The organism is Burkholderia latens (assembly GCF_001718795.1).
GTDB lineage: Bacteria > Pseudomonadota > Gammaproteobacteria > Burkholderiales > Burkholderiaceae > Burkholderia > Burkholderia latens_A.
In genome coordinates this window covers 3,200,826-3,220,088 of the sequence record NZ_CP013435.1, presented here as the reverse complement: position 1 = coordinate 3,220,088, position 19,263 = coordinate 3,200,826, and the positions used below count along the sequence as shown (strand labels likewise).

The following is a 19,263-nucleotide window of genomic DNA, read 5'->3' as shown; positions in this document are numbered from 1 at the left end:
AACCGACAGCACGCGGCGACGGCCGCTCACGCGCGATGCGCGGCGCATGCGGCACACCGTCCAAACGGCCGGCGGTGTCGTGCGCCGTTCGATTTCGGCCGATCGCGCGCATCCTGCCGCACGTGCGCGCCGGCGTTCGCGTTTGAAATGAAATGCGGGCCGTGCGCAGTGCGTCCGGACTAGCCGGTCGACACACGGCCTGCAGAACGTCGCGCTGCATCGTCGTCTCCCTGGTTGCGCGACGGCGCGGCTTCTGACGGCCGATGAATCGCGTCGCATCGATCGATACATCTTAAATTTAGTTCACGCGGCCGTTTAGAGGAATCGCTCTTGAATCGGCGTGCCGCGCACGCGACGGCCATTCCTACAATGCCCGAACATTACAAGCGGAGCCGGCCGCGCCAGGCACCGTCCATGACACGAAGGAGACGTGACATGCAATACGACTACATCATCGTCGGCGCTGGCTCGGGCGGATCGAGCGTCGCCAGCCGCCTCGCCGATGCGTGCCCCGACGCGACGATCGCGCTGATCGAAGCCGGTTCGCATACGGAGCGCAACCTGCTCGTCAACATGCCGGTCGGGATCGCGGCGCTGGTGCCGTTCAAGCTCGGCACGAACTACGGTTACGAGACGGTGCCGCAGCCGGGCCTCGGCGGCCGTCGCGGCTACCAGCCGCGCGGGCGTGGAATGGGCGGCTCGAGCGCGATCAACGCGATGATCTATACGCGCGGCCATCCGGGCGATTACGACGAGTGGGCGCAACTTGGCGCCACGGGCTGGGGCTGGCAGGACGTGCTGCCGTATTTCCGCCGCGCGGAAGGCAACGAGCGCGGCGCCGATGCCTGGCACGGCGCGGACGGTCCGCTGACGGTGTCCGATCTGCGCTTTCGCAATCCGTTCTCCGAACGATTCATCCAGGCCGCGCATGCCGCCGGCTATCCGCTGAACGACGACTTCAACGGCGCGACGCAGGAAGGCGTTGGCTTCTATCAGGTCACGCATCGTGACGGCTCGCGCTGCAGCGTCGCGCGCGCCTACATCTACGGTCGCAACCGGCCGAACCTGCACGTGATCACCGATGCGACGGTGCTGCGCGTGGGCTTCGACGGCAAGCGCGCGATCGGTGTCGTGGTGTCGCGCGACGGCCGCGTCGAGACGCTCGGCGCGCGTGCCGAAGTGATCCTGTCGGCGGGTGCGTTCAATTCGCCGCAACTGCTGATGTGCTCGGGGATAGGTCCGGCCGAACAACTGCGCCGGCACGGCATCGCGGTTGTGCACGACGCGCCGGACGTCGGCTCGAACCTGATCGACCACATCGACTTCATCATCAACACGCGCGTGAATTCGTCGGAGCTGGTCGGCATTTGCCTGCGGGGAATCGCGAAGATGGCGCCGGCGCTCGCGCGTTATTTCTCGAGCCGCACGGGAATGATGACGAGCAACGTCGCGGAAGCCGGCGGCTTCATCAAGAGCGATCCGTCACTCGATCGTCCGGACCTGCAGCTGCATTTCTGCACGGCGCTGGTCGACGACCACAACCGGAAGATGCACTGGGGTTTCGGCTATTCGCTGCACGTGTGTGCACTGCGGCCATTCAGCCGCGGCACGGTCGCGCTTGCGAGCGGCGACGCGCGCGACGCGCCGCTGATCGACCCGCGCTTCTTCAGCGACACGCGCGATCTCGACCTGCTCGTGCGCGGCGCGCACGCGATGCGCCGGATCCTGTCGCAGCCGCCGCTCGCGTCGCGGGGCGGCCGCGAACTCTATACGCGGCCGGACCAGAGCGAAGCGGAACTGCGCGCGACGATCGTCGAGCATGCGGACACGATCTATCACCCGGTCGGCACCTGCCGGATGGGCTCGGATGCGCGCGCGGTCGTCGACCCGCAACTGCGCGTGCGGGGCGTCGAAGGGCTGCGCGTGGTGGACGCGTCGGTGATGCCGACGCTGATCGGCGGGAACACGAATGCGCCGTCGGTGATGATCGGCGAACGGGCCGCAGACTTCATCACCGCGGCACGCCGCGGCGGCGTGCCGCGCGGCGAGGCCGCGGCGGCGGCGCACGGCCGCTGAGCGGCGCGCACCGGCACGCGGCGCGCGCGATGCTCAGGCGAACGTATCGACGAGGCCCGCGCGGCTCGCGGTCGCGCCGGCCGCTGCGGATTGCGCAACGTCGGCCGGTGCGTCGACGGTTGACGATCCGGCGCGCGCGCGCCGCGACGACTGGCCGCCGGCGAAACCCTGTTGCGCGTTCTGCTGTTGCGACGCGAAGCCGCCGTCGCTGACGGTCGCGCTGCCGAGCCCGAGCCCGCCCGCTTCCATCGCTTCGCGCAGCTTCGGCAGCGCGGCTTCCACCGCGTCGCGCACCTGCGCGTGCTGCGACACGAACAGCGCATGCGCGTGATTGTCCGCGACGCGCAGCACGACCTGCAGCGGACCGAGATCCGGCGGGTTCAGCGTGAGCTCGGCGCTCTGCTGGTGCGCATTCGACAGGAACACGACCTTCTGGCTCAGCGCGTCCGTCCAGTCGGCGGTGCCGACATGCGGCGTCAGCACGTGTGCGTTGGCTGCGGCGATCGAGCCGGCGGCGGGCGATGCCTGCAGGTTCGCCTGCGCGGCTGCCGCGGCCGCCGCCGTTGCAGCGGCCGAGACGGATGCGTCGGCGGCCGGGCTGGCGGCTTCTTCGGCGGCCGCGAATGCATGCTGCGCGGCCGGCTGGCCGGAAGCACCGGCCTGCGGCGCCTGAGCGGCCGCCTGCGTGGGCGACTGCTGCGTCGCGAGCGCGTCTTTCGCGTCCGCGAGCGTGCGGTCGAACGCCCCGGCCTTCGGCGTCGGCGGTGCGGCTGCACTCGATGCCGACGTGGCCGTTGCCGGTGCTGCTGCAGCGCCGGCTGCGCCGGTCGCGGGCATCGCGATCGCGCCTGAACCCCCGGTCAGCTTCGCCAGGGCCGCTTGCAGCGCATCCCGGCTCGATGCGGGCGCGCCCCGTTCGGCGGCGGCATCGTTGCCCGGCCGATTCGTCAGCGCGGCGGTCGCGTCCGGCTGGCCGGACACGGCCGTCGTTTCCGCAGCCTTGGCGGCCGTGGCGGTATTTGCGTCCGCCGGCGGCGCGTCGGTCGCGCGTGCCTGCAACTGCGCCTGCACGGCAGCTGCGGCCGCAAGCGCGGCGGCATCGGGATTGGGCGTCGCGTTCGCTTCGTCGGACGATTTGTCGTCGTCGCCCGTGCTGCCGATGCCGGACGGTTTCGCGCCGGCCGTCTGCGTCGACGCTAGCTGCTTCGATGCGGCGTCCGGCGTGTCGTCGTTCGCCGTCTCGTGCCGGGTGGCGACGCTTTGCTTCAACGTCTGTGCGAACGGCGCGGCAGCGGGCCCGTTCGCGGCATCGCTGCCGGCGGACGGGGCGGAGGCGGCCGATCCCGCGCTACGGGTGGCGGCCTTGAGTGCTGTGCCGGCGGTGTCGAGCAGTGCGCCGAGCAGGGGCAGGGGAGGCATGACGATTCTCTCGTTCGAAAGCGGTGAGCGGCTACGCCGAGCGGGCCGCGTCGGCCCTCATGCGCAGGATTTTCGCGGCGTGTTCGTCGGCGTCGCGCTGTTCGCGCTTCGCGGCGCGCTGCGCTTCCTGCGCGACGCCGCGCGCCTGCAGGATTTCGTATGAGCCGACGGTGCGTTTCTTTTGCTGCCAGTTCGGGCGCGCCTCGTCGATGCGGACTTCGGCCGCGGCCAGCACGTTGCGCTGCTGCGCGATCGCCGCGTCGAGCGTGTCGATGAACGCCTGGAAATTGCGCCAGTTGCCGGCCGGCATCCCGTGCTGCGCGGACTGCGCGAAGCGTGCGTGGTATTCGTCGCGATATCGCAGCAGCGCATCGAGCTGTTCTGCGGCCGCGGTGCGGTCGCGCTGCGCGGTGCCGAGCTGCTTCGCCGCGGTGTCGAGATCTTCCTGCGCGCGGTCGAGCAGCAGTTGAAGGGGAAAGCCGTGTGCCATCGGAATCAGCCTCCGTTTCCGTCGAACAGCGCATCGAGTGCGGCAAGGCTCGACGCGAACGGCGCGCATTCGCGAAAGCCTTGCTGCAGGAACGATTCGATGCGCGGGTAGAGCGCGATCGCGCGGTCGAGCTGCGCGTCGCGGCCCGGCGCGTACGCGCCGACCGCGATCAGGTCGCGGTTGCGCTGGTAGCGCGACAGCATCTGCTTGAACTGCCGCACGCGGTCGAGGTGCGGTTCGTCGATCAGCGCGGTCATCGCGCGGCTGATCGACGCCTCGATGTCGATCGCCGGATAGTGACCGGCCTCGGCGAGTGCGCGCGACAGCACGATGTGGCCATCGAGAATCGCCCGCGCCGAATCGGCGATCGGATCCTGCTGGTCGTCGCCTTCGGTCAGCACCGTGTAGAACGCGGTGATCGAGCCGCCGCCTTCGGGCCCGTTTCCGGTGCGTTCGACGAGCGCGGGCAGCTTCGCGAACACCGACGGCGGATAACCCTTCGTCGCGGGCGGCTCGCCGATCGCGAGCGCGATCTCGCGCTGCGCCATCGCGTAGCGCGTCAACGAATCCATCAGCAGCAGCACGTGCTTGCCCTGGTCGCGGAAATACTCGGCGAGCGACGTCGCGTACGCGGCGCCTTGCATCCGCAGCAGCGGCGACACGTCGGCCGGCGCCGCGACGACGACCGAGCGCGCGAGGCCGTCCTCGCCGAGGATCTGCTCGATGAATTCCTTCACTTCGCGGCCGCGTTCGCCGATCAACCCGATCACGATCACTTCCGCGCTGGTGTAGCGCGCCATCGTGCCAAGCAGCACCGATTTGCCGACGCCGGAACCGGCGAACAGGCCCATCCGCTGCCCGCGGCCGACGGTGAGCAGCCCGTTGATCGCGCGTACGCCGACGTCGAGCACGTGGTGGATCGGCTCGCGATCGAGCGGGTTGATCGACGGCGCCGACAGCGGCGCGTCGACCTTTGATGCGAGCGGCCCGAGCCCGTCCAGCGGGCGGCCCGACGCATCGACGACGCGCCCGAGCATCTCCCAGCCGACCGGCAGCCGCTTTGCGCCGGAGATCGCGCCGGCGAGCGGATCGGCGACCGGCGCGCTCTCCAGCGGCCACACGCGCGCGCCGGGCAACACGCCCGCGACGTCGGTGGTCGGCATCAGGAACAGGCGGTCGCCGGAGAACCCGACGACTTCCGCTTCCGCGTGCGGCAGCGTGCTGCCGGGCGGCAGTTCGATCGTGCATTCGGCGCCGACCGACAGCCGCAGCCCGATCGCTTCGAGCACGAGCCCGGCAGCGCGCGTGAGCCGCCCGCACGGGCGCAGCGGCATGGCGCGATGGCTGCGCGCGGCCAGCGCGTTCAGGTGCGTGCGCCAGTGCGCGAGATGGGGGTTGTGCGGCGCGCGCGGCGTATCGGCCGGCGCACCGGCCGGATCCGGCGCGGCGGCGTGCGCGCGTTGTTCGGGCCCGAACGATGCAAGCGCGAGTTCGCGCTCGAGCGGCGTCATGCCGTCGTGCGCAAGCGACTCGGGTGCGCGCGTCACCACGTGCTCACCTTGCCGATCGCGGCGGCGACGCGTTGCCAGCGGGTCGGCAGCGTCGCATCGACCTCACCCGTCGCGGCGTGCGCGCGGCAGCCGCCGCGCTCGATCGACGCGTCGGTGCGTACGGTCCAGCCGAGCGTGTCGAGATCGTCCTGCAAATACGCTTCGACGACGGGCAGGTCGGCCGGGTTTACCGCGAGATGCGGCGCGCCGGACAACGCCGGCTCGGCGGCGAGCACGTCGCGCACGGCGGCGACGAGCGCGGCGGGATCGTGCTTCACGTGCTGGCGCACGACCTGCTGCGCGATGTCGAGCGCGAGTTGCGCGAGCTCGGACGCGAGATCGTGCTCGGCGCTCGCCACCGCTTCGCGAAACGATGCGGCGAGCGCGGCAAGCTGCGCGGCTTGTTCGCGGGCCTCGGCCTGGCCGGCCTCGAAGCCTTGCTCGCGGCCCTGCTCGAAACCGGCCTGGTAACCGAGCGCCTGGCCTTCAACGTGCCCGGCTGCATGGCCTTCGGCATGCGCGGCGTCGCGCACGCGCTGCAATTCCTCGGCGAGCGCGGCGGCGGCCGCTGCCGCGTCGTCGGGCGGCGGCGGCGGCGGAGGCGGATCGAACGACGCCATCTCCCACCGTTGATACGCGGTGAGGGTGCCGGCGCGGTCGCGCGCGGAATCAGACATACGCATCTTCCGCCTTGCCGCCGATCACGATCTGACCGCTCTCGGCGAGGTTGCGCACGATCTGCAGGATCCGGCGCTGCTGCGTCTCGACTTCGGACACGCGCACCGGGCCGCGCGCGTCGAGATCCTCGGCGAGCAGCTCGGCCGCGCGCTGCGACATGTTCGCGAGGAACTTCTGGCGCAGCGCGGGCGGTGCGCCCTTCAGCGCGATGATCAGCGTTTCCGATTCGACTTCCTTCAGCACCATCTGGATCGCGCGATCCTCGAGGTCGAGCAGGTTCTCGAACACGAACATCTGGTCGATGATCTTCTGCGCGAGGTCGGCGTCGTACTGGCGCACGCTCTCGAGCACGCCTTCTTCATGATTGCTCGTCATGAAGTTCAGGATTTCGGCGGCGGTGCGGATGCCGCCCATCGGGCTGCGCTTCAGGTTGTCGCTGCCGGACAGCAGGCCGGTCAGCACGTCGTCGAGCTCGCGCAGCGCGGCCGGCTGGATGCCGTCGAGCGTCGCGATGCGCAGCAGCACGTCGTTGCGCAGCCGCTCGGTAAAGCACGACGCGATCTCGGACGCCTGGTCGCGGTCGAGGTGCACGAGGATCGTCGCGATGATCTGCGGATGCTCGTTCTTGATCAGTTCGGCCACCGCGCCCGAATCCATCCACTTCAGGCCCTCGATGCCGCTCGTGTCGCTGCCCTGCAGGATCCGGTCGATCAGCACGCCGGCCTTGTCCTCGCCGAGCGCCTTGGTCAGCACGGAGCGGATGTAGTCGCTGGAATCGAGCGACAGCGCGGTGTGCTGCTCGGCTTCCTTCGCGAACTCCTGCAGCACGCCCTCGACCTGCTCGCGCGTGACGTTCTTCAGCGCGGCCATCGCCGCGCCGATCTTCTGCACCTCGCGCGGTGCGAGGAACTTGAATACTTCAGCGGCCTCTTCCTCGCCGATTGACATCAGCAGCAGCGCGCTCTTGGTCAGGCCTTCAGCGTTCATCGGACACCCAGTTCTTCACGACGGTGGCGACGATCTTCGGATCCTGGCGGGCGATCGTGCGCGCATAGTCGAGGTTGCGTTCGTAACGGTTCTTTTCGTTCTCGAAGCCGAGCAGCAGCGAATCCGGCTCGTCGGCCTGCTCGGGCGCGGGCAGGCCGTCGAGCGCGATGGTTTCCTCCGGCGCCGCGAGGGATGGCGCGGCAGGCTCGGGCGGCGGGAACGCGCGGCGCATCGCCGGGCGCACGAACATGAAATAGAGCGCCGCCGCGGCCGCCGCGATGCCGAGCCACTTCGCCGCTTCCTTCGCCATCGCGATCATGTCGGGCTGACGCCACCACGGCAGGTCCGCGTACGGATCGTTCGCGGTCGAGAATGCGCTGTTCACGACATTGACCGAGTCGCCGCGCTTCTCGTCGTAGCCCATCGCGTCCTTCACGAGCTGCTCGATCTGCGCGAGCTTCGCGGGCGGCAGCGGCTGCATCGTCACGTGACCCTTCGCGTCGGCGACCGGCTGGTAGTTGACGACGACCGCGACCGACAGCCGCTTCACGTTGCCCATCGGCTGCTCGACGTGGCGGATCGTCTTGTCGAGCTCGTAGTTCGTCGTCTGGTCCTTGCGGTCGCTGACCGGCGTCGACTGCGGCCCGCTCTGGCCGTTGCCGGCGACGATCGGCGCGGAGGCCGGCTGCGGCGGCGTGTTCGACAGCGCACCCGGCACGCCCGACGCGCCGCCCTGGGCGAGCTCGGTCGCGGTGCTGGTCTGCTGGCTGCGGATCGCGGCCTGCTGCGGCGTGCCGTTCGGGCCGTAGCTTTCCGACGTCTGTTCGAGCTTCGAGAAATCGATGTCCGCGCTGACCTGCGAGCGCGCGTTGCCGGCGCCGAAGATCGGCGCGAGGATCGCGTCGATGCGCTTCTGCGTGTTGCGCTCGACCTGCTGCACGTACTTGAGCTGGCTCGCGTCGAGGCCGGATGCCGATGCGGTCTGCGTCAGCAGGTTGCCGTCCTGGTCGACGATCGTCACGTTCTTCGCCGGCATGTCGGGCACGCCGGACGACACCATCCGCGTGATGGCCTGCACCTGGCCCTCGTCGAGCACGCGGCCCGGGTAGAGGTCGACGAACACCGAGGCGCTCGGCGCTTCCTTGTCACGCACGAACACCGACGGTTTCGGGATCGCGAGATGTACGCGCGCGCCGCGCACCGCGTTGATCGACTCGATCGTGCGCTGCAGCTCACCTTCGAGCGCGCGCTGGTAGTTCACCTGTTCGGCGAACTGGCTGATGCCGAATTTCTGGTTGTCCATCAGCTCGAAGCCGACCGAGCCGCCCTTCGGCAGCCCCATCGCGGCGAGCTTCAGGCGCGTCTCGTGCACCTGGTTCGACGGCACGAGGATCGCGCCGCCGGCGTCGGCGAACTTGTAGGGAACGTTTGCCTGCTGGAGCGCGGCGATAATCGCGCCGCCGTCGCGGTCCGACAGGTTGCTGTACAGCACGCGGTAATCGGGCGTGCGGCTCCACAGCACGAGCGCGGTGATCGCGGCGATCGCGAACGCGACGGCGATCACGAACGGCAGCTTCGGGTTGCCCTTCATCCGCGAGATGCCGGGAATCCGTTCCGCGAAGCCGCCGAACCCGAAGTCCGCGCCGGCGCCGCCTGCGCCCGGCATCGCGGCGGCCGCGGTGGCGCCTGGCACCGGACTGGCGAGGCCCGTGCGAGCGTCGGGGTTGATCAGCGAGTTGGCCTGCGAATCCATGCGTGGAGTTTCTCCGGAGCGGGACGACTGAACCGCTCGGACGAGCGGACGGACAATGACACGATGCGATTATCGGGACCCGCGCGCGACTCCGATCGACCGAAAAGAGCGGGGTTTCACCCGTACTTTCACGGCTTTGGCGGGCGCCGCGCTGCTATCCTTTTTTGCGATCCGGCATGGTGCGCATCGTGCGGCGCCGGCCAGACGCCCGGCACGCCGGGTCACTTCTCTTGTGTATTGGGGACAGCATGGCTGCCAACGTCAGCGGAATCGGTTTGGTGTTGCAACAGATGCAGGCGATGGCCGCGCAGGCGAGCGGCGGCGTCGCAAGCCCGACGGCCGCGCTCGCGGGTTCGGGGGCCGCGACCGCCGGCACGTTCGCGAGCGCGATGAAGGCGTCGCTCGACAAGATCAGCGGCGACCAGCAGCACGCGCTCGGCGAAGCGCAGGCGTTCGAGGTCGGCGCGGCGAACGTGTCGCTCAACGACGTGATGGTGGACATGCAGAAGGCCAACATCGGTTTCCAGTTCGGCTTGCAGGTTCGCAACAAGTTGGTGAGCGCTTACAACGACATCATGCAGATGTCGGTTTGATGCAACGGGCATCCGGCGACGGGCATCCGGCGACGGGCATCCGGCGACGGGCATCCGGCGATGGCCGCCCGACGCGCGATCGCCCGGCGTCCGACCACCCGCCCGGCCGATCGAAGAGGGGCGGCCCGGACGCCACGGCCCTCGGCTGACGACTACCCGGCAGCCGCTGCTGCGACACGCGACCGGTAGTCCGCCCGACTAAAGCTTTTCAATTCCCTTCCGATAACTCTGGAACAAGGCCGCGCCATGCGATGCAGGGCGGCCGCCACCGCATAGCAAACGCATCACAAGGAGAAGCGCATGTTTTCCCCAGGACACGCTGGAGCCAGTGCGTACGCGCGTGTCGGCGTCGAGACCGGGGTCATGGGCGCGTCGCCGCACCGGCTGATCGCGATGCTGTACCAGGGCGCACGGCAGGCGATCGCGCTCGCGCGCATGCACTTGCAGCAGGGCAACGTGGCCGCGCGCGGCGAGGCGATCGGCAAGGCGATCGGGATCGTCGAGAGCGGGCTGCAGGCGTCGCTGAACCGCGACGCGGGCGGCGAGATCGCCGGGCGGCTCGACGCGCTGTACGCGTACATCGGCCGGCGCCTGCTGGAAGCCAACCTGCATGCGAGCGACGCAATGCTGGTCGAGGTCGACGGACTGCTCGCGACGCTCGAGGAAGCGTGGACAGGCATTGCGCCGGAAGTCGCCCGGATGGCCGCACAACAGGCGGCGGACGCGGTGCGATGAATCTGAAGGCCGAATACTTCGCTCGCTACGAGGCGCTCGCGGCCGTGTCGAGCCGGATGCTGTGCGCCGCGCGCGGGGCCGACTGGAGTGCATTGCCGGAGTTGCAGGCCGAGTTCCTGCGGCTCGTCGACGGGTTGAAGGAGGCCGATCCGGGTGTGACGCTCGACGAATCGGATCTCGGCCGCAAGCTCGCGCTGATCCGCCGGATCCTCGCCGACGACGCGGCGATCCGCGATCTGGCGAGCCCGGAAGTCGCGCGGCTGTCCGCGCTGTTCGAGGCGCGGCGCTCGACGAAGGTGTTGACCGATCTGTACCGCGCGCGCGGGTAGTGCCCGTTTGCCGGGGCGGCGGCCGCCGCGTGCCCGGATTCGCAACGAAGTGGCTGAGGTGAGCAGGCTCCGATCATGACCGGTATCGACTCCGTTGCGGCTGCCGTGCTGGCGAGCCGCCTTGACAGCCTGCTGAGCGGCACCGTGGCCGCGCCCGCCGGCGGCGGTGCGACCGCGCAGGTCGGCACGCCCGGCGCCGGCGCGTCGCCGTCGTCGTCCGCGAGCGCACCGCCGGCCGCGGCGCCGGCGTCCGCCCAGACCGCACTGTCCGACGTCGCGCTCGTGCTCGATGCGATTTCCCGCTCGGGCGGCGTCGCGACGCCGGCGGTCGCCGGACGCGCGCCGTTGCTCGCCGATCCGTCGGTGCTGCTCAGTCCGGCACCGGCCGTGGCGCCGGACCCGGCGCAGGCATCCGGGTCAGCCGTCTCGTCCTCCGCCGCTTCCGCCGCCTCACCGGCCGCAGACGTCGCCGCCGCTCGGGCCGCAGCGGCCGCGGCACCCGTCGCGGCGTTGCGCGCTGCGCTCGCGCAGGCCGTCAGCGAAAGCGGCCTCTTCTACGAATCTCATCTCGCGCAGTGGCTGGCCGGCCAGCGCCCGCTTGCCGCGCTGATGCGCGAACCGCAGGCTCAGCTTGCGACCGTGCCGGTGCAGGCTGCACCGGATGCCGCGCAACACCCTTCGGCCGACGAACTGGACGAACTGCTCGCGCAACGCCTGCCGTTGCCGGCGGCAACGGCGTCGCGAGCCGCCGTGCCACCCGGCGTACCGGAGACGCCCGGCGCGGCCCCGCATCCGTTTGCGCCGGCCCCGCAGAGCGCACCGGCTTCAGCGCGACCGGCGTCGGCTGCGGGCCTAGCCGAGCTGCCCGATCCGCTCGGCGAACATCCTGGCGCGCACTGGACGCCCGCGCGCGCCGAATTGGCCGCCGCGTCGCTGGACCCGCAGGCGCAGGCGCAGGCGCAGGCGTCGAACCCGGTGCATCCGGCCGCCGTGCCGCTCGTGCGCCAGCAGCTCGACGCGCTCGCGACCGACCAGTTCCGCTGGGCGGGCGAAGCGTGGCCCGGCGCGCGCCTCGACTGGACGATCGAGCCCGACGATTCGGGCGGCCACGCGTCGCGCGGCGGCGACGATACGGGCGACGGCATTGCGTGGCGCACGCGGCTCACGTTGACACTGCCGTCGCTCGGCACGGTCGACGCTGAACTGGTATTGAACGGCCGGCAGCTCGTCGCACGGCTGCGCGCGAATTCGGCCGGCGCCGATCGCCTCACACGCCACGAAGCCGCGCTCCGGCAGCGATTCGAGGGGGCCGGTCTGCAGCTCGGCGGGCTGTCGATCCGCGCGGTCGGCGACGAACCGGACGGCTTCGACCTGCTCGTCGCGCAGGCCGCGGCGGCCGCGTATGCGCGCAGCGCGGCCGGCGGCACGCCGGGCGCCGACGACGAGACTGCGCGATGAGCATGACCTCCCGCAAGCGCGCGGCCGCGCTCGTGTACGACCCGAAAGGCGGCGACAGCGCGCCGCGCGTGGTCGCGAAGGGCTACGGCGTGCTCGCGGAAATGATCGTCGCCCGCGCGCGCGATGCGGGGCTGTACGTGCATACGGCGCCGGAGATGGTGTCGCTGCTGATGCAGGTCGACCTCGACGACCGGATTCCGCCGCAGCTGTACCAGGCGGTCGCCGACCTGCTCGCGTGGCTGTACGCGCTCGATCGCACCGAGCCGGCGGCGGGCGACCCCGCACCGCACTTCCCGCTGCCGCCGCTGCGCCGCTGACCGGCCGCTTCGCATCGCCTTCTTGCGAATCGCTATCGCGTGCTTTCGACGCGATTTCGCAGTCATCTGCGCTCATCCGCTTGCCATTCGCACGCACGGCGCGCACATCGCCGCTTCATTCGCCGCCCTTTGTTCCGTGCCCGACGTATGCGGACCGATTGAGACCTCGCGCAGTTTATGTAATGATATTCATTCTCATCTTATGACACGGCGGGCGGTGCACGTTTCGGTGCACCGCCCGTTGCTTTGAACGAATGGAATCTTTCGCGTGAACGCACCCGAAACGATCGCCCCGCCGCCGGCGGGCACGCCTGCCGCGGGCGTCATCGTGCTGCATCCCGCCGCACGTCCGCTGAGCGATGCCGAGCGCGCCGCGCGCCGCCAGCGCTCGCGCCGTGCGACCTTCATCAAGTGGCTGCGCAAGGTGCACGGCTGGGTCGGGCTATGGGGCGCGGTGCTCGGATTGCTGTTCGGCGTGACGGGCGTGGTGCTGAATCACCGCGCACCGCCGCTGAAGATCCCGACCGGCGAGCCGCAGGTCGAGGAGCTGCAGATCGGGTTGCCGGATCCGGCGCCGAAGTCGCCGGCCGCGATGACGAAATGGTTGCAGCAGGAGCTGCACTTCGACGGCCGGCCGGGGCGCGTGCGCAAGGAACCCGCGCAGCCGGTCGCGTGGGGCGACCGGCGCGTGATGCAGCCCGAGCATTGGCAGATGGGCGTGTTCGGGCCGCACCAGAACCTGCAGGCCGAATACTGGGTCGGCAACGGCTATGTGTCGGTGAAGCGTACCGGCAACACGTTCCTGACGACGTTGAACAACCTGCATCGCGGTGTCGGCATGAATGTCGGCTGGGTGCTGCTGATGGACACGATCGCGGGGTCGCTGATCCTGCTGTCGCTGACGGGCGTGTTGTTGTGGACCGAGCTGAACAAGCGCCGCACGGTCGGCGTCGTGCTGGTGGTCGGGTCCGTGGCCGCGGCGCTCGCCGCGGGCCTGGCCTGACGGTCGACACGCGCCGGCCGGCGGCCGGCGCCCCGCGCGCCGCGGCGGCGCCCATGCGCCGCCGACGGCCTCACAGCCCGCAGGTCGCGCCGTTGTTTGCCGCGATTTCACGCGCGGCCTTCGCGCCCTCGACCTGCAGGATCGTCGGCAGCGACACGTTGTTCTTCGCCGCGGTGACTTCCGCGAGGATCGAGATGGCGATCTCGGGCGGCGTGCGGCTGCCGATATAGATGCCGGCAGGCCCGTGCAGCCGCGCGAGCTCCGCGGCGCTCAAATCGAATTCGAGCAGCCGTTCGCGCCGCGCCGCATTGTTGCGCCGCGAACCCAGCGCGCCCACGTAGAACGCGGGCGTTTTCAGCGCCTCCATCAGTGCGAGATCGTCGAGCTTCGGATCATGCGTGAGCGCGATTACCGCCGACCGTGCGTCGAGCTTCATGTCGAGCACCGTGTCGTCCGGCATCGTGTGCACGACGCGCGTGCCCGCGACGTCCCACGCATCCGTGTACTCGTCGCGCGGATCGCAGACGGTGACCTGATAGTCGAGCCCGACCGCGATCTGGCACAGATAGCGCGACAACTGCCCGGCCCCGATCACCAGCATCCGGTAGCGCGGCCCGTGGATCGTCACGAGCCGCTCGCCGTCGAACGCGAGCCCGTCGGTCGCCTGCGCCGGCGACAGCGACGCGCGACCGGTCGCGAGCGTCATCGTGCGGGTCACGAGCCGGCCGGCTTCGACTTCCGCGCACAATGCGGCGATCCCGCTGTCGCGGGTGAGCGGTTCCAGCACGAGCTGGATCGTCCCGCCGCAGGGCAGGCCGAAACGGTGCGCTTCCTCGGCCGTCACGCCGTACTTGACGGCTTCGGGGCGCGCATCGGCTGCGATCCCGCTTGCATGCACGCGGGCGATCAGGTCGTCCTCGATGCATCCGCCGGACACGGAGCCGACCACGAGCCCGTCCTCGCGCACCGCGAGCATCGCGCCCTCGGGGCGCGGCGACGAGCCCCACGTCTTCACGACCGTCACGAGCAGCACGCGACGCCCTTCGTCGAGCCAGCGCGCGCTTGATTTCAGTACATCGAGATCGACGCTTTCCATCATGTATTCCTGTTGCCGGAGGCCCGCCGGCGCGGACCGTCGTTCGATGGCGCGATTATGAACCGCCCGGCGCGCGCGTGCAGGCAGCGTGCGCGTCTGCGGCGCAAATGCGGACGATCGGGCAAGATTCCGCGACGATCGGGCAACCGGCGCGCGCGGGCGCAGCGCGCTGGCGCACGCGTTGCGGCCGGAGGTTCGACAACGAGAGGGGGGCGTGCCGCACGGGGCCGGTCGCGGCCCCGTGCGGCGGCACACCGCCGCGCGGCATGCGCGCGGCGGCGCGGGTCAGTGCGCGTCGTGCTGACCGCGCGCGAGTTTCGAGTGGTGGCGCGAGTACAGGAAGTAAATCACGAGGCCGATCACGAGCCAGATGCCGAACGCGGCCCACGTGACGGGCTGCAGGTTGAGCATCAGGAACAGGCATGCGCCGACCGCGAGGATCGGCACCACCGGCACGCCAGGGCAGCGGAATGCGCGCGGCAGTTCCGGGTGCGTGCGACGCAGCACCAGCACGGCGATCGACACCATCGAGAATGCGGCGAGCGTGCCGATGTTGATCAGTTCGGCGAGCACGTTGAGCGGCACGAGCGCGGCGATCAGCCCGAAGAACAGGCCGACGAGCCAGGTAGTCAGGAACGGCGTCGCATAGCGCGGATGCACGCGCGACAGCGTGGCCGGCAGCAGCCCGTCGCGCGACATCGCGAAGATGATCCGCGTCTGGCCGTAGCTCATCACGAGGATCACGGTCAGCATCCCGAGCACCGCGCCGAGGTCGATGAAGCCCGCAACCCACGTCTCGCCGGCGATCTGCAGCGCATACGAGATCGGGTGCGACACGTTCGCGTACTGCGCAGACGGGACGATGCCGGTCGCGACTGCCGCAACCGTCACGTACAGCACCGCGCACACCGCGAGCGACGCGATGATGCCGATCGGCAGGTCGCGCTTCGGGTTCTTCACTTCTTCGGCCGCCGACGACACCGCGTCGAAGCCGATGAACGCGAAGAACATCACGGCCGCGGCGCCGAACACGCCGTTCCAGCCGTGCGGCATGAACGGCTTCCAGTTCGCGGGCGTCACGTGAAACAGGCCGACCGCGATCACGAGCAGCACCACCGAGACCTTGATGAACACCATTACGTTGTTGATGCGGGTCGACTCGCGGATGCCGAGCGCCAGCAGCGTCGTGATCACCAGCATCACGAGGAACGCAGGCAGGTTGAACCACGTGACGACGCCGGGAATCGCGCCGGGCGCGGCCGTCAGCACGGTCGGCAGCGTGAGCCCGAAGCCCTGCAGCAGCGACTGCAGGTAGCCGGACCACCCGACCGACACGGCCGATGCCGCGAGCCCGTATTCGAGCATCAGATCCCAGCCGATGATCCACGCGACCAGCTCGCCGAGCGTCGCGTACGAGTACGTGTAGATCGACCCTGCGACCGGAATCGTCGACGCGAACTCGGCATACGACAGCGCCGCGAGGCCGCAGGCGATCGCGGCGATCACGAACGACAACATCAGCGCCGGGCCCGCCTGCACGGCGCCCGTGCCGGTCAGCACGAAGATGCCGGTGCCGATGATCGCGCCGATGCCGAGGAAGGTGAGATCGATTGCGCCGAGTGCTTTCTTGAGCCCGGCGCCGTGCGCGCCGGCGATCATGCGATCGACGTTTTTCTTGCGGAAGAGGGACATTGCGGATGTTTCTCCAGCGCGCGCGAACGCGGCGGCGCCGACTGAGTGAAAACCCGGAATTTTAGCCGATTTGGCGTGAAAGCCTCGCTGCGGCGCAGCGGTGCGTGCGGGAATCGTTCGACAAAACAAACGCTTGCACGCGATTGGGCGGCCGCGCCGGCGCCGGGCGCGGCGAATCGGGCGATGCAGGTCCGGTCCCGGCGCGATGACGCCGGGCGGATCACGCGCCCGATGCGGGCGCCATGTCGACGAGGCGGTTGCTCATCACGTAGAACGTCAGCTCGGCGTTGTTCGACAGCCGCATCTTCTCGAGCAGCCGCGAACGGTACACGCTGACCGTCTTCACCGACAGCGACAGCGTGTTCGCGATGTCGGTGAGACGCTTGCCGGACGCGAGCATGCAGAGCGTCTGGTACTCGCGGTCGGACAGCTTCTCGTGCGGCAGCGGCTCGTTCTCGAACGACACGTATTCGGCAAGCGCTTCGGCCATCGCCGGGCTCACGTACTTGCGGCCCGCCGCGACCTGCTGAATCGCGCCGATCATCTGCGCGGCATTCACCGTCTTCGACAGATAGCCGGCCGCGCCGGCCTTCAGCGCGCGCACCGCGTACTGGTCCTCGCGGTACATCGAGAACATCAGCACCGGCGTCGCGGGCAGCTTGCGCTTGATGCGCTTGAGCAACTCGATGCCGTTCGTGTCCGGCAGCGAGATGTCGAGCAGGATCACATCGAAGGTGTCGCGATCGATCGCGGCTACCGCATCGGCGCCGGTCTCCGCTTCGGTCACTTCCCGGGCCACGCCGCGGTCGATGAGCAGATGGCGGATCCCTTGCCGGACGATCGCGTGATCGTCCACGAGCAGGATGTTCAGACTCATGGCGACCCTCAGCGCGACGTGCGGCGCGCGGCGGCCGGCACCGCGAACAGCGAATTCCACGCGAAACGCGCGGTGACGCGCGTGCCCTGGCCCGAAGCCGGCGCGCGGGTGTCGAAGCTGCCGCCGAATGCCTCGCAGCGGGCGCGCATGCCCGCAAGGCCGTAGCCGGCACGCCGGCCGCGCGGGAAACCGGTCCCATCATCGGTAACGATGAGGGACAGATGTGTGCCGTTGGTGTCGATCCGTACGTCGGCGGACGCCGCGCGCGCATGCTTCGCGACATTCGACAGCGCTTCCTGCGCGACGCGGAAGATCGCGAGCGCGCCGGCGCCGCCGAGCTGCGTGAGCCGCGCATCCGCCGCGCACACGAAGCTCGTGCGCAGGCCGGTGCGCGCCGCGTGCGTGTCGACCCACGTCGACAGCGCGCCGACGAGGCCGCCGTCGAGTGCCGGCGTATCGCGCTCGTCGATCAGCCGGCGGTTCGCGTCGGTCGCGGCGTCGAGCGCCCGTTGCGCGAGTTCGAGCGCGCGCAGGCAGCCCTCCGGCGCATCGGCCGGCAGCCAGGTTTGAACGTTTGCGAGCGCGAAGCGCGCGGCGGTGAGTTCGGCGCCCAGCCCGTCATGCAGCTCGCCGGCGAGATGGCGGCGGGCCGCTTCGTCGGCGACCATCAGTTCGGTGGACAGCGCCGCGATCCGCGCCGCGGATGCGTCGCGCGTGTCGCGTTCGGGGAGGGCGCCGACCATGACGGCAGTAGCGGTGCAGCTGTGTGCGAGCTGCCTCGACGGGAACGGGGCGTGAGCGCCGGGGGGCGCGTTGAGCGACGTATCCATGACTCTCCCTGCTGTCAGAAAGCGGTTCAGACACCGGCTGGCTGCGTGAATCGACGGTCGCTTCGATGACGGCCGTCGCCAGAGAATCGCCTCATGCCGAGGTAACAAAAGTTACATTTAGTAACGTTCGAGTCCGACCCTCCGCGGCTCGTCCGATCGGCGAGCACGCGGGGCGAATAATATCCCAAAAAAACGGAAAACGTCATGCTGGGCGGCCATTTAAGGGTAAATGTGAATAATCGGAATGAAGGTGTTGTAGGAAAAACACCGACATGAAAGCACCTGCGGGGCGCCCATCAAAATGTAACTATTTGAGATGGAATGGTCGCAGTTTGTTACGAATTCGCCAAGCCCGGACGAAAAAAAACCGGAGCTTTCGCTCCGGTTCTTGATGCGGCACAAATTTGGGGATCGATCAGTCCACGAATGCGCGCTCGATCACGTAGTGACCGGGTGCGCTGTTCTTGCCTTCGACGAGACCGGCCTGCTTCAGCAGCTCGGTCGTGTCCTTCAGCATCGCGGTGCTGCCGCACAGCATCACGCGGTCGTTTTCCGGCGAGAACGGCGGCACGCCGAGATCCGTAAACAGCTTGCCCGTCGCGATCAGGTCGGTGATCCGGCCCTCGTTGTCGAACGCTTCGCGCGTGACCGTCGGGTAGTAGACGAGCTTTTCCTTGATCACGTCGCCGAGGTATTCGTGGCCCGGCAGGTCGTGCTTGATGTAGTCCATGTACGCCAGTTCGCCCTTCAGGCGGCACGTGTGCGTCAGGATCACCTTGTCGAAGCGTTCGTAGATGTCCGGGTCGCGGATGATCGACATGAACGGCGCGAGGCCCGTGCCCGTCGACAGCATCCACAGCGTCTTGCCGGGCAGCAGGTTGTCGGCGACGAGCGTGCCGGTCGGCTTCTTGCCGATCAGCACGGTGTCGCCGACTTTCAGGTGTTGCAGGCGCGACGTCAGCGGGCCGTTCTGGACCTTGATGCTGAAGAATTCGAGGTGCTCTTCGTAGTTCGGGCTGACGATCGAGTACGCGCGCGCGAGCGGCTTGCCGTCGACCTCGAGGCCGACCATCGTGAATTCGCCGTTGTTGAAGCGCAGGCTCGGCTCACGGGTGCAGGTGAAGCTGAAAAGCGTGTCGGTCCAGTGGTGGACGGATTGGACGGTGGCGGTGTCGTATTTGCTCATGGCTTTGAAAACGGACGCGCGTAGCGGACGCGTGTAACGGGCCCAAAAACGGGCAAAAAACCGAGTGCGTCGGCCCGATCGCGGATCGGCCGGCCGGCGCGTCGGACACGCGCCCTCTCGATGACAGACGATTGAATAACTCGCTATTTTACCCTGCTTGGGGCAGATGCGGGCTTGACCCGCGCGGCTGCGCG

Annotated in this window: 18 protein-coding genes; 7 read left to right on the top strand and 11 right to left on the bottom strand. The window is 69.3% G+C overall.

The features are described 5' to 3' along the window. Window positions 1–435 precede the first annotated feature (435 nt). On the top strand, window positions 436–2,076 hold the full coding sequence (locus tag WK25_RS14910; RefSeq protein ID WP_040142478.1) for a GMC family oxidoreductase: 1,641 nt from the start codon (window positions 436–438) through the stop codon (window positions 2,074–2,076). Between the two features lie 33 nt (window positions 2,077–2,109). On the opposite strand, the gene WK25_RS14905 is transcribed toward WK25_RS14910, so the two are convergent. The 6 genes from WK25_RS14905 to fliF are packed head-to-tail and all read right to left on the bottom strand — an operon-like array spanning window position 2,110 to window position 8,953. Beyond that, window positions 2,110–3,495 (bottom strand): flagellar hook-length control protein FliK, encoded by a 1,386-nt coding sequence (locus WK25_RS14905; protein ID WP_069241857.1) that lies wholly within the window; start codon window positions 3,493–3,495, stop codon window positions 2,110–2,112. 31 nt (window positions 3,496–3,526) lie between these two features. Beyond that, window positions 3,527–3,985, bottom strand: a complete 459-nt coding sequence (gene fliJ, locus WK25_RS14900; protein ID WP_040142474.1) for a flagellar export protein FliJ — start codon at window positions 3,983–3,985, stop codon at window positions 3,527–3,529. Between the two features lie 5 nt (window positions 3,986–3,990). Further along, window positions 3,991–5,535: a flagellar protein export ATPase FliI gene (fliI, locus tag WK25_RS14895; protein ID WP_040142473.1), complete on the bottom strand. Its 1,545-nt coding sequence runs from the start codon at window positions 5,533–5,535 to the stop codon at window positions 3,991–3,993. Continuing rightward, window positions 5,529–6,212: a flagellar assembly protein FliH gene (gene fliH / locus WK25_RS14890; RefSeq protein WP_040142471.1), complete on the bottom strand. Its 684-nt coding sequence runs from the start codon at window positions 6,210–6,212 to the stop codon at window positions 5,529–5,531. Before fliH ends, fliI begins: the two co-directional genes overlap by 7 nt. Then, complete coding sequence (gene fliG, locus WK25_RS14885) at window positions 6,205–7,200, bottom strand: flagellar motor switch protein FliG (RefSeq protein ID WP_040142469.1); 996 nt, start codon at window positions 7,198–7,200, stop codon at window positions 6,205–6,207. Before fliG ends, fliH begins: the two co-directional genes overlap by 8 nt. Then, window positions 7,190–8,953: a flagellar basal-body MS-ring/collar protein FliF gene (fliF, locus tag WK25_RS14880; protein ID WP_040142467.1), complete on the bottom strand. Its 1,764-nt coding sequence runs from the start codon at window positions 8,951–8,953 to the stop codon at window positions 7,190–7,192. Before fliF ends, fliG begins: the two co-directional genes overlap by 11 nt. A 248-nt stretch (window positions 8,954–9,201) precedes the next feature. On the opposite strand from fliF, the gene fliE reads away from it, so the two are divergent. From fliE to WK25_RS14850, 6 genes are all read left to right on the top strand, one after another. After that, the gene (gene fliE, locus WK25_RS14875) at window positions 9,202–9,546 is read left to right on the top strand and encodes a flagellar hook-basal body complex protein FliE (RefSeq protein WP_069241856.1); all 345 of its coding nucleotides are present in this window, start codon (window positions 9,202–9,204) and stop codon (window positions 9,544–9,546) included. Between the two features lie 300 nt (window positions 9,547–9,846). Next, complete coding sequence (fliS, locus tag WK25_RS14870; protein WP_040142464.1) at window positions 9,847–10,281, top strand: flagellar export chaperone FliS; 435 nt, start codon at window positions 9,847–9,849, stop codon at window positions 10,279–10,281. Then, a complete protein-coding gene (locus tag WK25_RS14865; protein WP_040142463.1) occupies window positions 10,278–10,610 on the top strand; it encodes a flagellar protein FliT in 333 nt (110 codons plus the stop codon). The genes fliS and WK25_RS14865 overlap by 4 nt, the downstream gene beginning before the upstream one ends. Before the next feature lie 75 nt (window positions 10,611–10,685). Further along, entirely contained in the window at window positions 10,686–12,068 is a 1,383-nt protein-coding gene (locus tag WK25_RS14860; protein WP_069241855.1) for a flagellar hook-length control protein FliK, read from the top strand. After that, window positions 12,065–12,385 (top strand): EscU/YscU/HrcU family type III secretion system export apparatus switch protein, encoded by a 321-nt coding sequence (locus WK25_RS14855; protein ID WP_040142461.1) that lies wholly within the window; start codon window positions 12,065–12,067, stop codon window positions 12,383–12,385. The genes WK25_RS14860 and WK25_RS14855 overlap by 4 nt, the downstream gene beginning before the upstream one ends. Before the next feature lie 268 nt (window positions 12,386–12,653). Continuing rightward, window positions 12,654–13,388, top strand: coding sequence for a PepSY-associated TM helix domain-containing protein (locus WK25_RS14850; RefSeq protein WP_040142460.1), 735 nt, complete (start codon window positions 12,654–12,656; stop codon window positions 13,386–13,388). Between the two features lie 70 nt (window positions 13,389–13,458). On the opposite strand, the gene WK25_RS14845 is transcribed toward WK25_RS14850, so the two are convergent. The 5 genes from WK25_RS14845 to WK25_RS14825 all read right to left on the bottom strand — a co-directional run bounded on the left by WK25_RS14845 (window position 13,459) and on the right by WK25_RS14825 (window position 19,069). After that, the gene (locus WK25_RS14845) at window positions 13,459–14,484 is read right to left on the bottom strand and encodes an XdhC family protein (RefSeq protein WP_040142459.1); all 1,026 of its coding nucleotides are present in this window, start codon (window positions 14,482–14,484) and stop codon (window positions 13,459–13,461) included. A 285-nt stretch (window positions 14,485–14,769) separates the two neighbouring features. After that, window positions 14,770–16,176 (bottom strand): amino acid permease, encoded by a 1,407-nt coding sequence (locus WK25_RS14840; protein ID WP_069241854.1) that lies wholly within the window; start codon window positions 16,174–16,176, stop codon window positions 14,770–14,772. 220 nt (window positions 16,177–16,396) lie between these two features. After that, window positions 16,397–17,053: a response regulator transcription factor RqpR gene (gene rqpR / locus WK25_RS14835; protein ID WP_040144827.1), complete on the bottom strand. Its 657-nt coding sequence runs from the start codon at window positions 17,051–17,053 to the stop codon at window positions 16,397–16,399. Window positions 17,054–17,061: 8 nt separating this feature from the next. Then, window positions 17,062–17,883, bottom strand: a complete 822-nt coding sequence (gene rqpS / locus WK25_RS14830) for a quorum system sensor histidine kinase RqpS (RefSeq protein WP_059545699.1) — start codon at window positions 17,881–17,883, stop codon at window positions 17,062–17,064. Between the two features lie 415 nt (window positions 17,884–18,298). Next, window positions 18,299–19,069 (bottom strand): ferredoxin--NADP reductase, encoded by a 771-nt coding sequence (locus WK25_RS14825; RefSeq protein ID WP_040142456.1) that lies wholly within the window; start codon window positions 19,067–19,069, stop codon window positions 18,299–18,301. Window positions 19,070–19,263: the final 194 nt, after the last annotated feature.

What these genes read in the sequence shown, in the direction of transcription:
- fliG (WP_040142469.1), bottom strand. Translation starts at nt 7,200, where the DNA reads ATGAACGCTGAAGGCCTGACCAAGAGCGCGCTGCTGCTGATGTCAATC.
- WK25_RS14910 (WP_040142478.1), top strand. Translation starts at nt 436, where the DNA reads ATGCAATACGACTACATCATCGTCGGCGCTGGCTCGGGCGGATCGAGC.
- fliS (WP_040142464.1), top strand. Translation starts at nt 9,847, where the DNA reads ATGTTTTCCCCAGGACACGCTGGAGCCAGTGCGTACGCGCGTGTCGGC.
- WK25_RS14865 (WP_040142463.1), top strand. Translation starts at nt 10,278, where the DNA reads ATGAATCTGAAGGCCGAATACTTCGCTCGCTACGAGGCGCTCGCGGCC.
- WK25_RS14840 (WP_069241854.1), bottom strand. Translation starts at nt 16,176, where the DNA reads ATGTCCCTCTTCCGCAAGAAAAACGTCGATCGCATGATCGCCGGCGCG.
- fliJ (WP_040142474.1), bottom strand. Translation starts at nt 3,985, where the DNA reads ATGGCACACGGCTTTCCCCTTCAACTGCTGCTCGACCGCGCGCAGGAA.
- fliF (WP_040142467.1), bottom strand. Translation starts at nt 8,953, where the DNA reads ATGGATTCGCAGGCCAACTCGCTGATCAACCCCGACGCTCGCACGGGC.
- fliH (WP_040142471.1), bottom strand. Translation starts at nt 6,212, where the DNA reads ATGTCTGATTCCGCGCGCGACCGCGCCGGCACCCTCACCGCGTATCAA.
- WK25_RS14860 (WP_069241855.1), top strand. Translation starts at nt 10,686, where the DNA reads ATGACCGGTATCGACTCCGTTGCGGCTGCCGTGCTGGCGAGCCGCCTT.
- WK25_RS14845 (WP_040142459.1), bottom strand. Translation starts at nt 14,484, where the DNA reads ATGGAAAGCGTCGATCTCGATGTACTGAAATCAAGCGCGCGCTGGCTC.
- WK25_RS14825 (WP_040142456.1), bottom strand. Translation starts at nt 19,069, where the DNA reads ATGAGCAAATACGACACCGCCACCGTCCAATCCGTCCACCACTGGACC.
- WK25_RS14905 (WP_069241857.1), bottom strand. Translation starts at nt 3,495, where the DNA reads ATGCCTCCCCTGCCCCTGCTCGGCGCACTGCTCGACACCGCCGGCACA.
- fliE (WP_069241856.1), top strand. Translation starts at nt 9,202, where the DNA reads ATGGCTGCCAACGTCAGCGGAATCGGTTTGGTGTTGCAACAGATGCAG.
- WK25_RS14855 (WP_040142461.1), top strand. Translation starts at nt 12,065, where the DNA reads ATGAGCATGACCTCCCGCAAGCGCGCGGCCGCGCTCGTGTACGACCCG.
- rqpR (WP_040144827.1), bottom strand. Translation starts at nt 17,053, where the DNA reads ATGAGTCTGAACATCCTGCTCGTGGACGATCACGCGATCGTCCGGCAA.
- rqpS (WP_059545699.1), bottom strand. Translation starts at nt 17,883, where the DNA reads ATGGATACGTCGCTCAACGCGCCCCCCGGCGCTCACGCCCCGTTCCCG.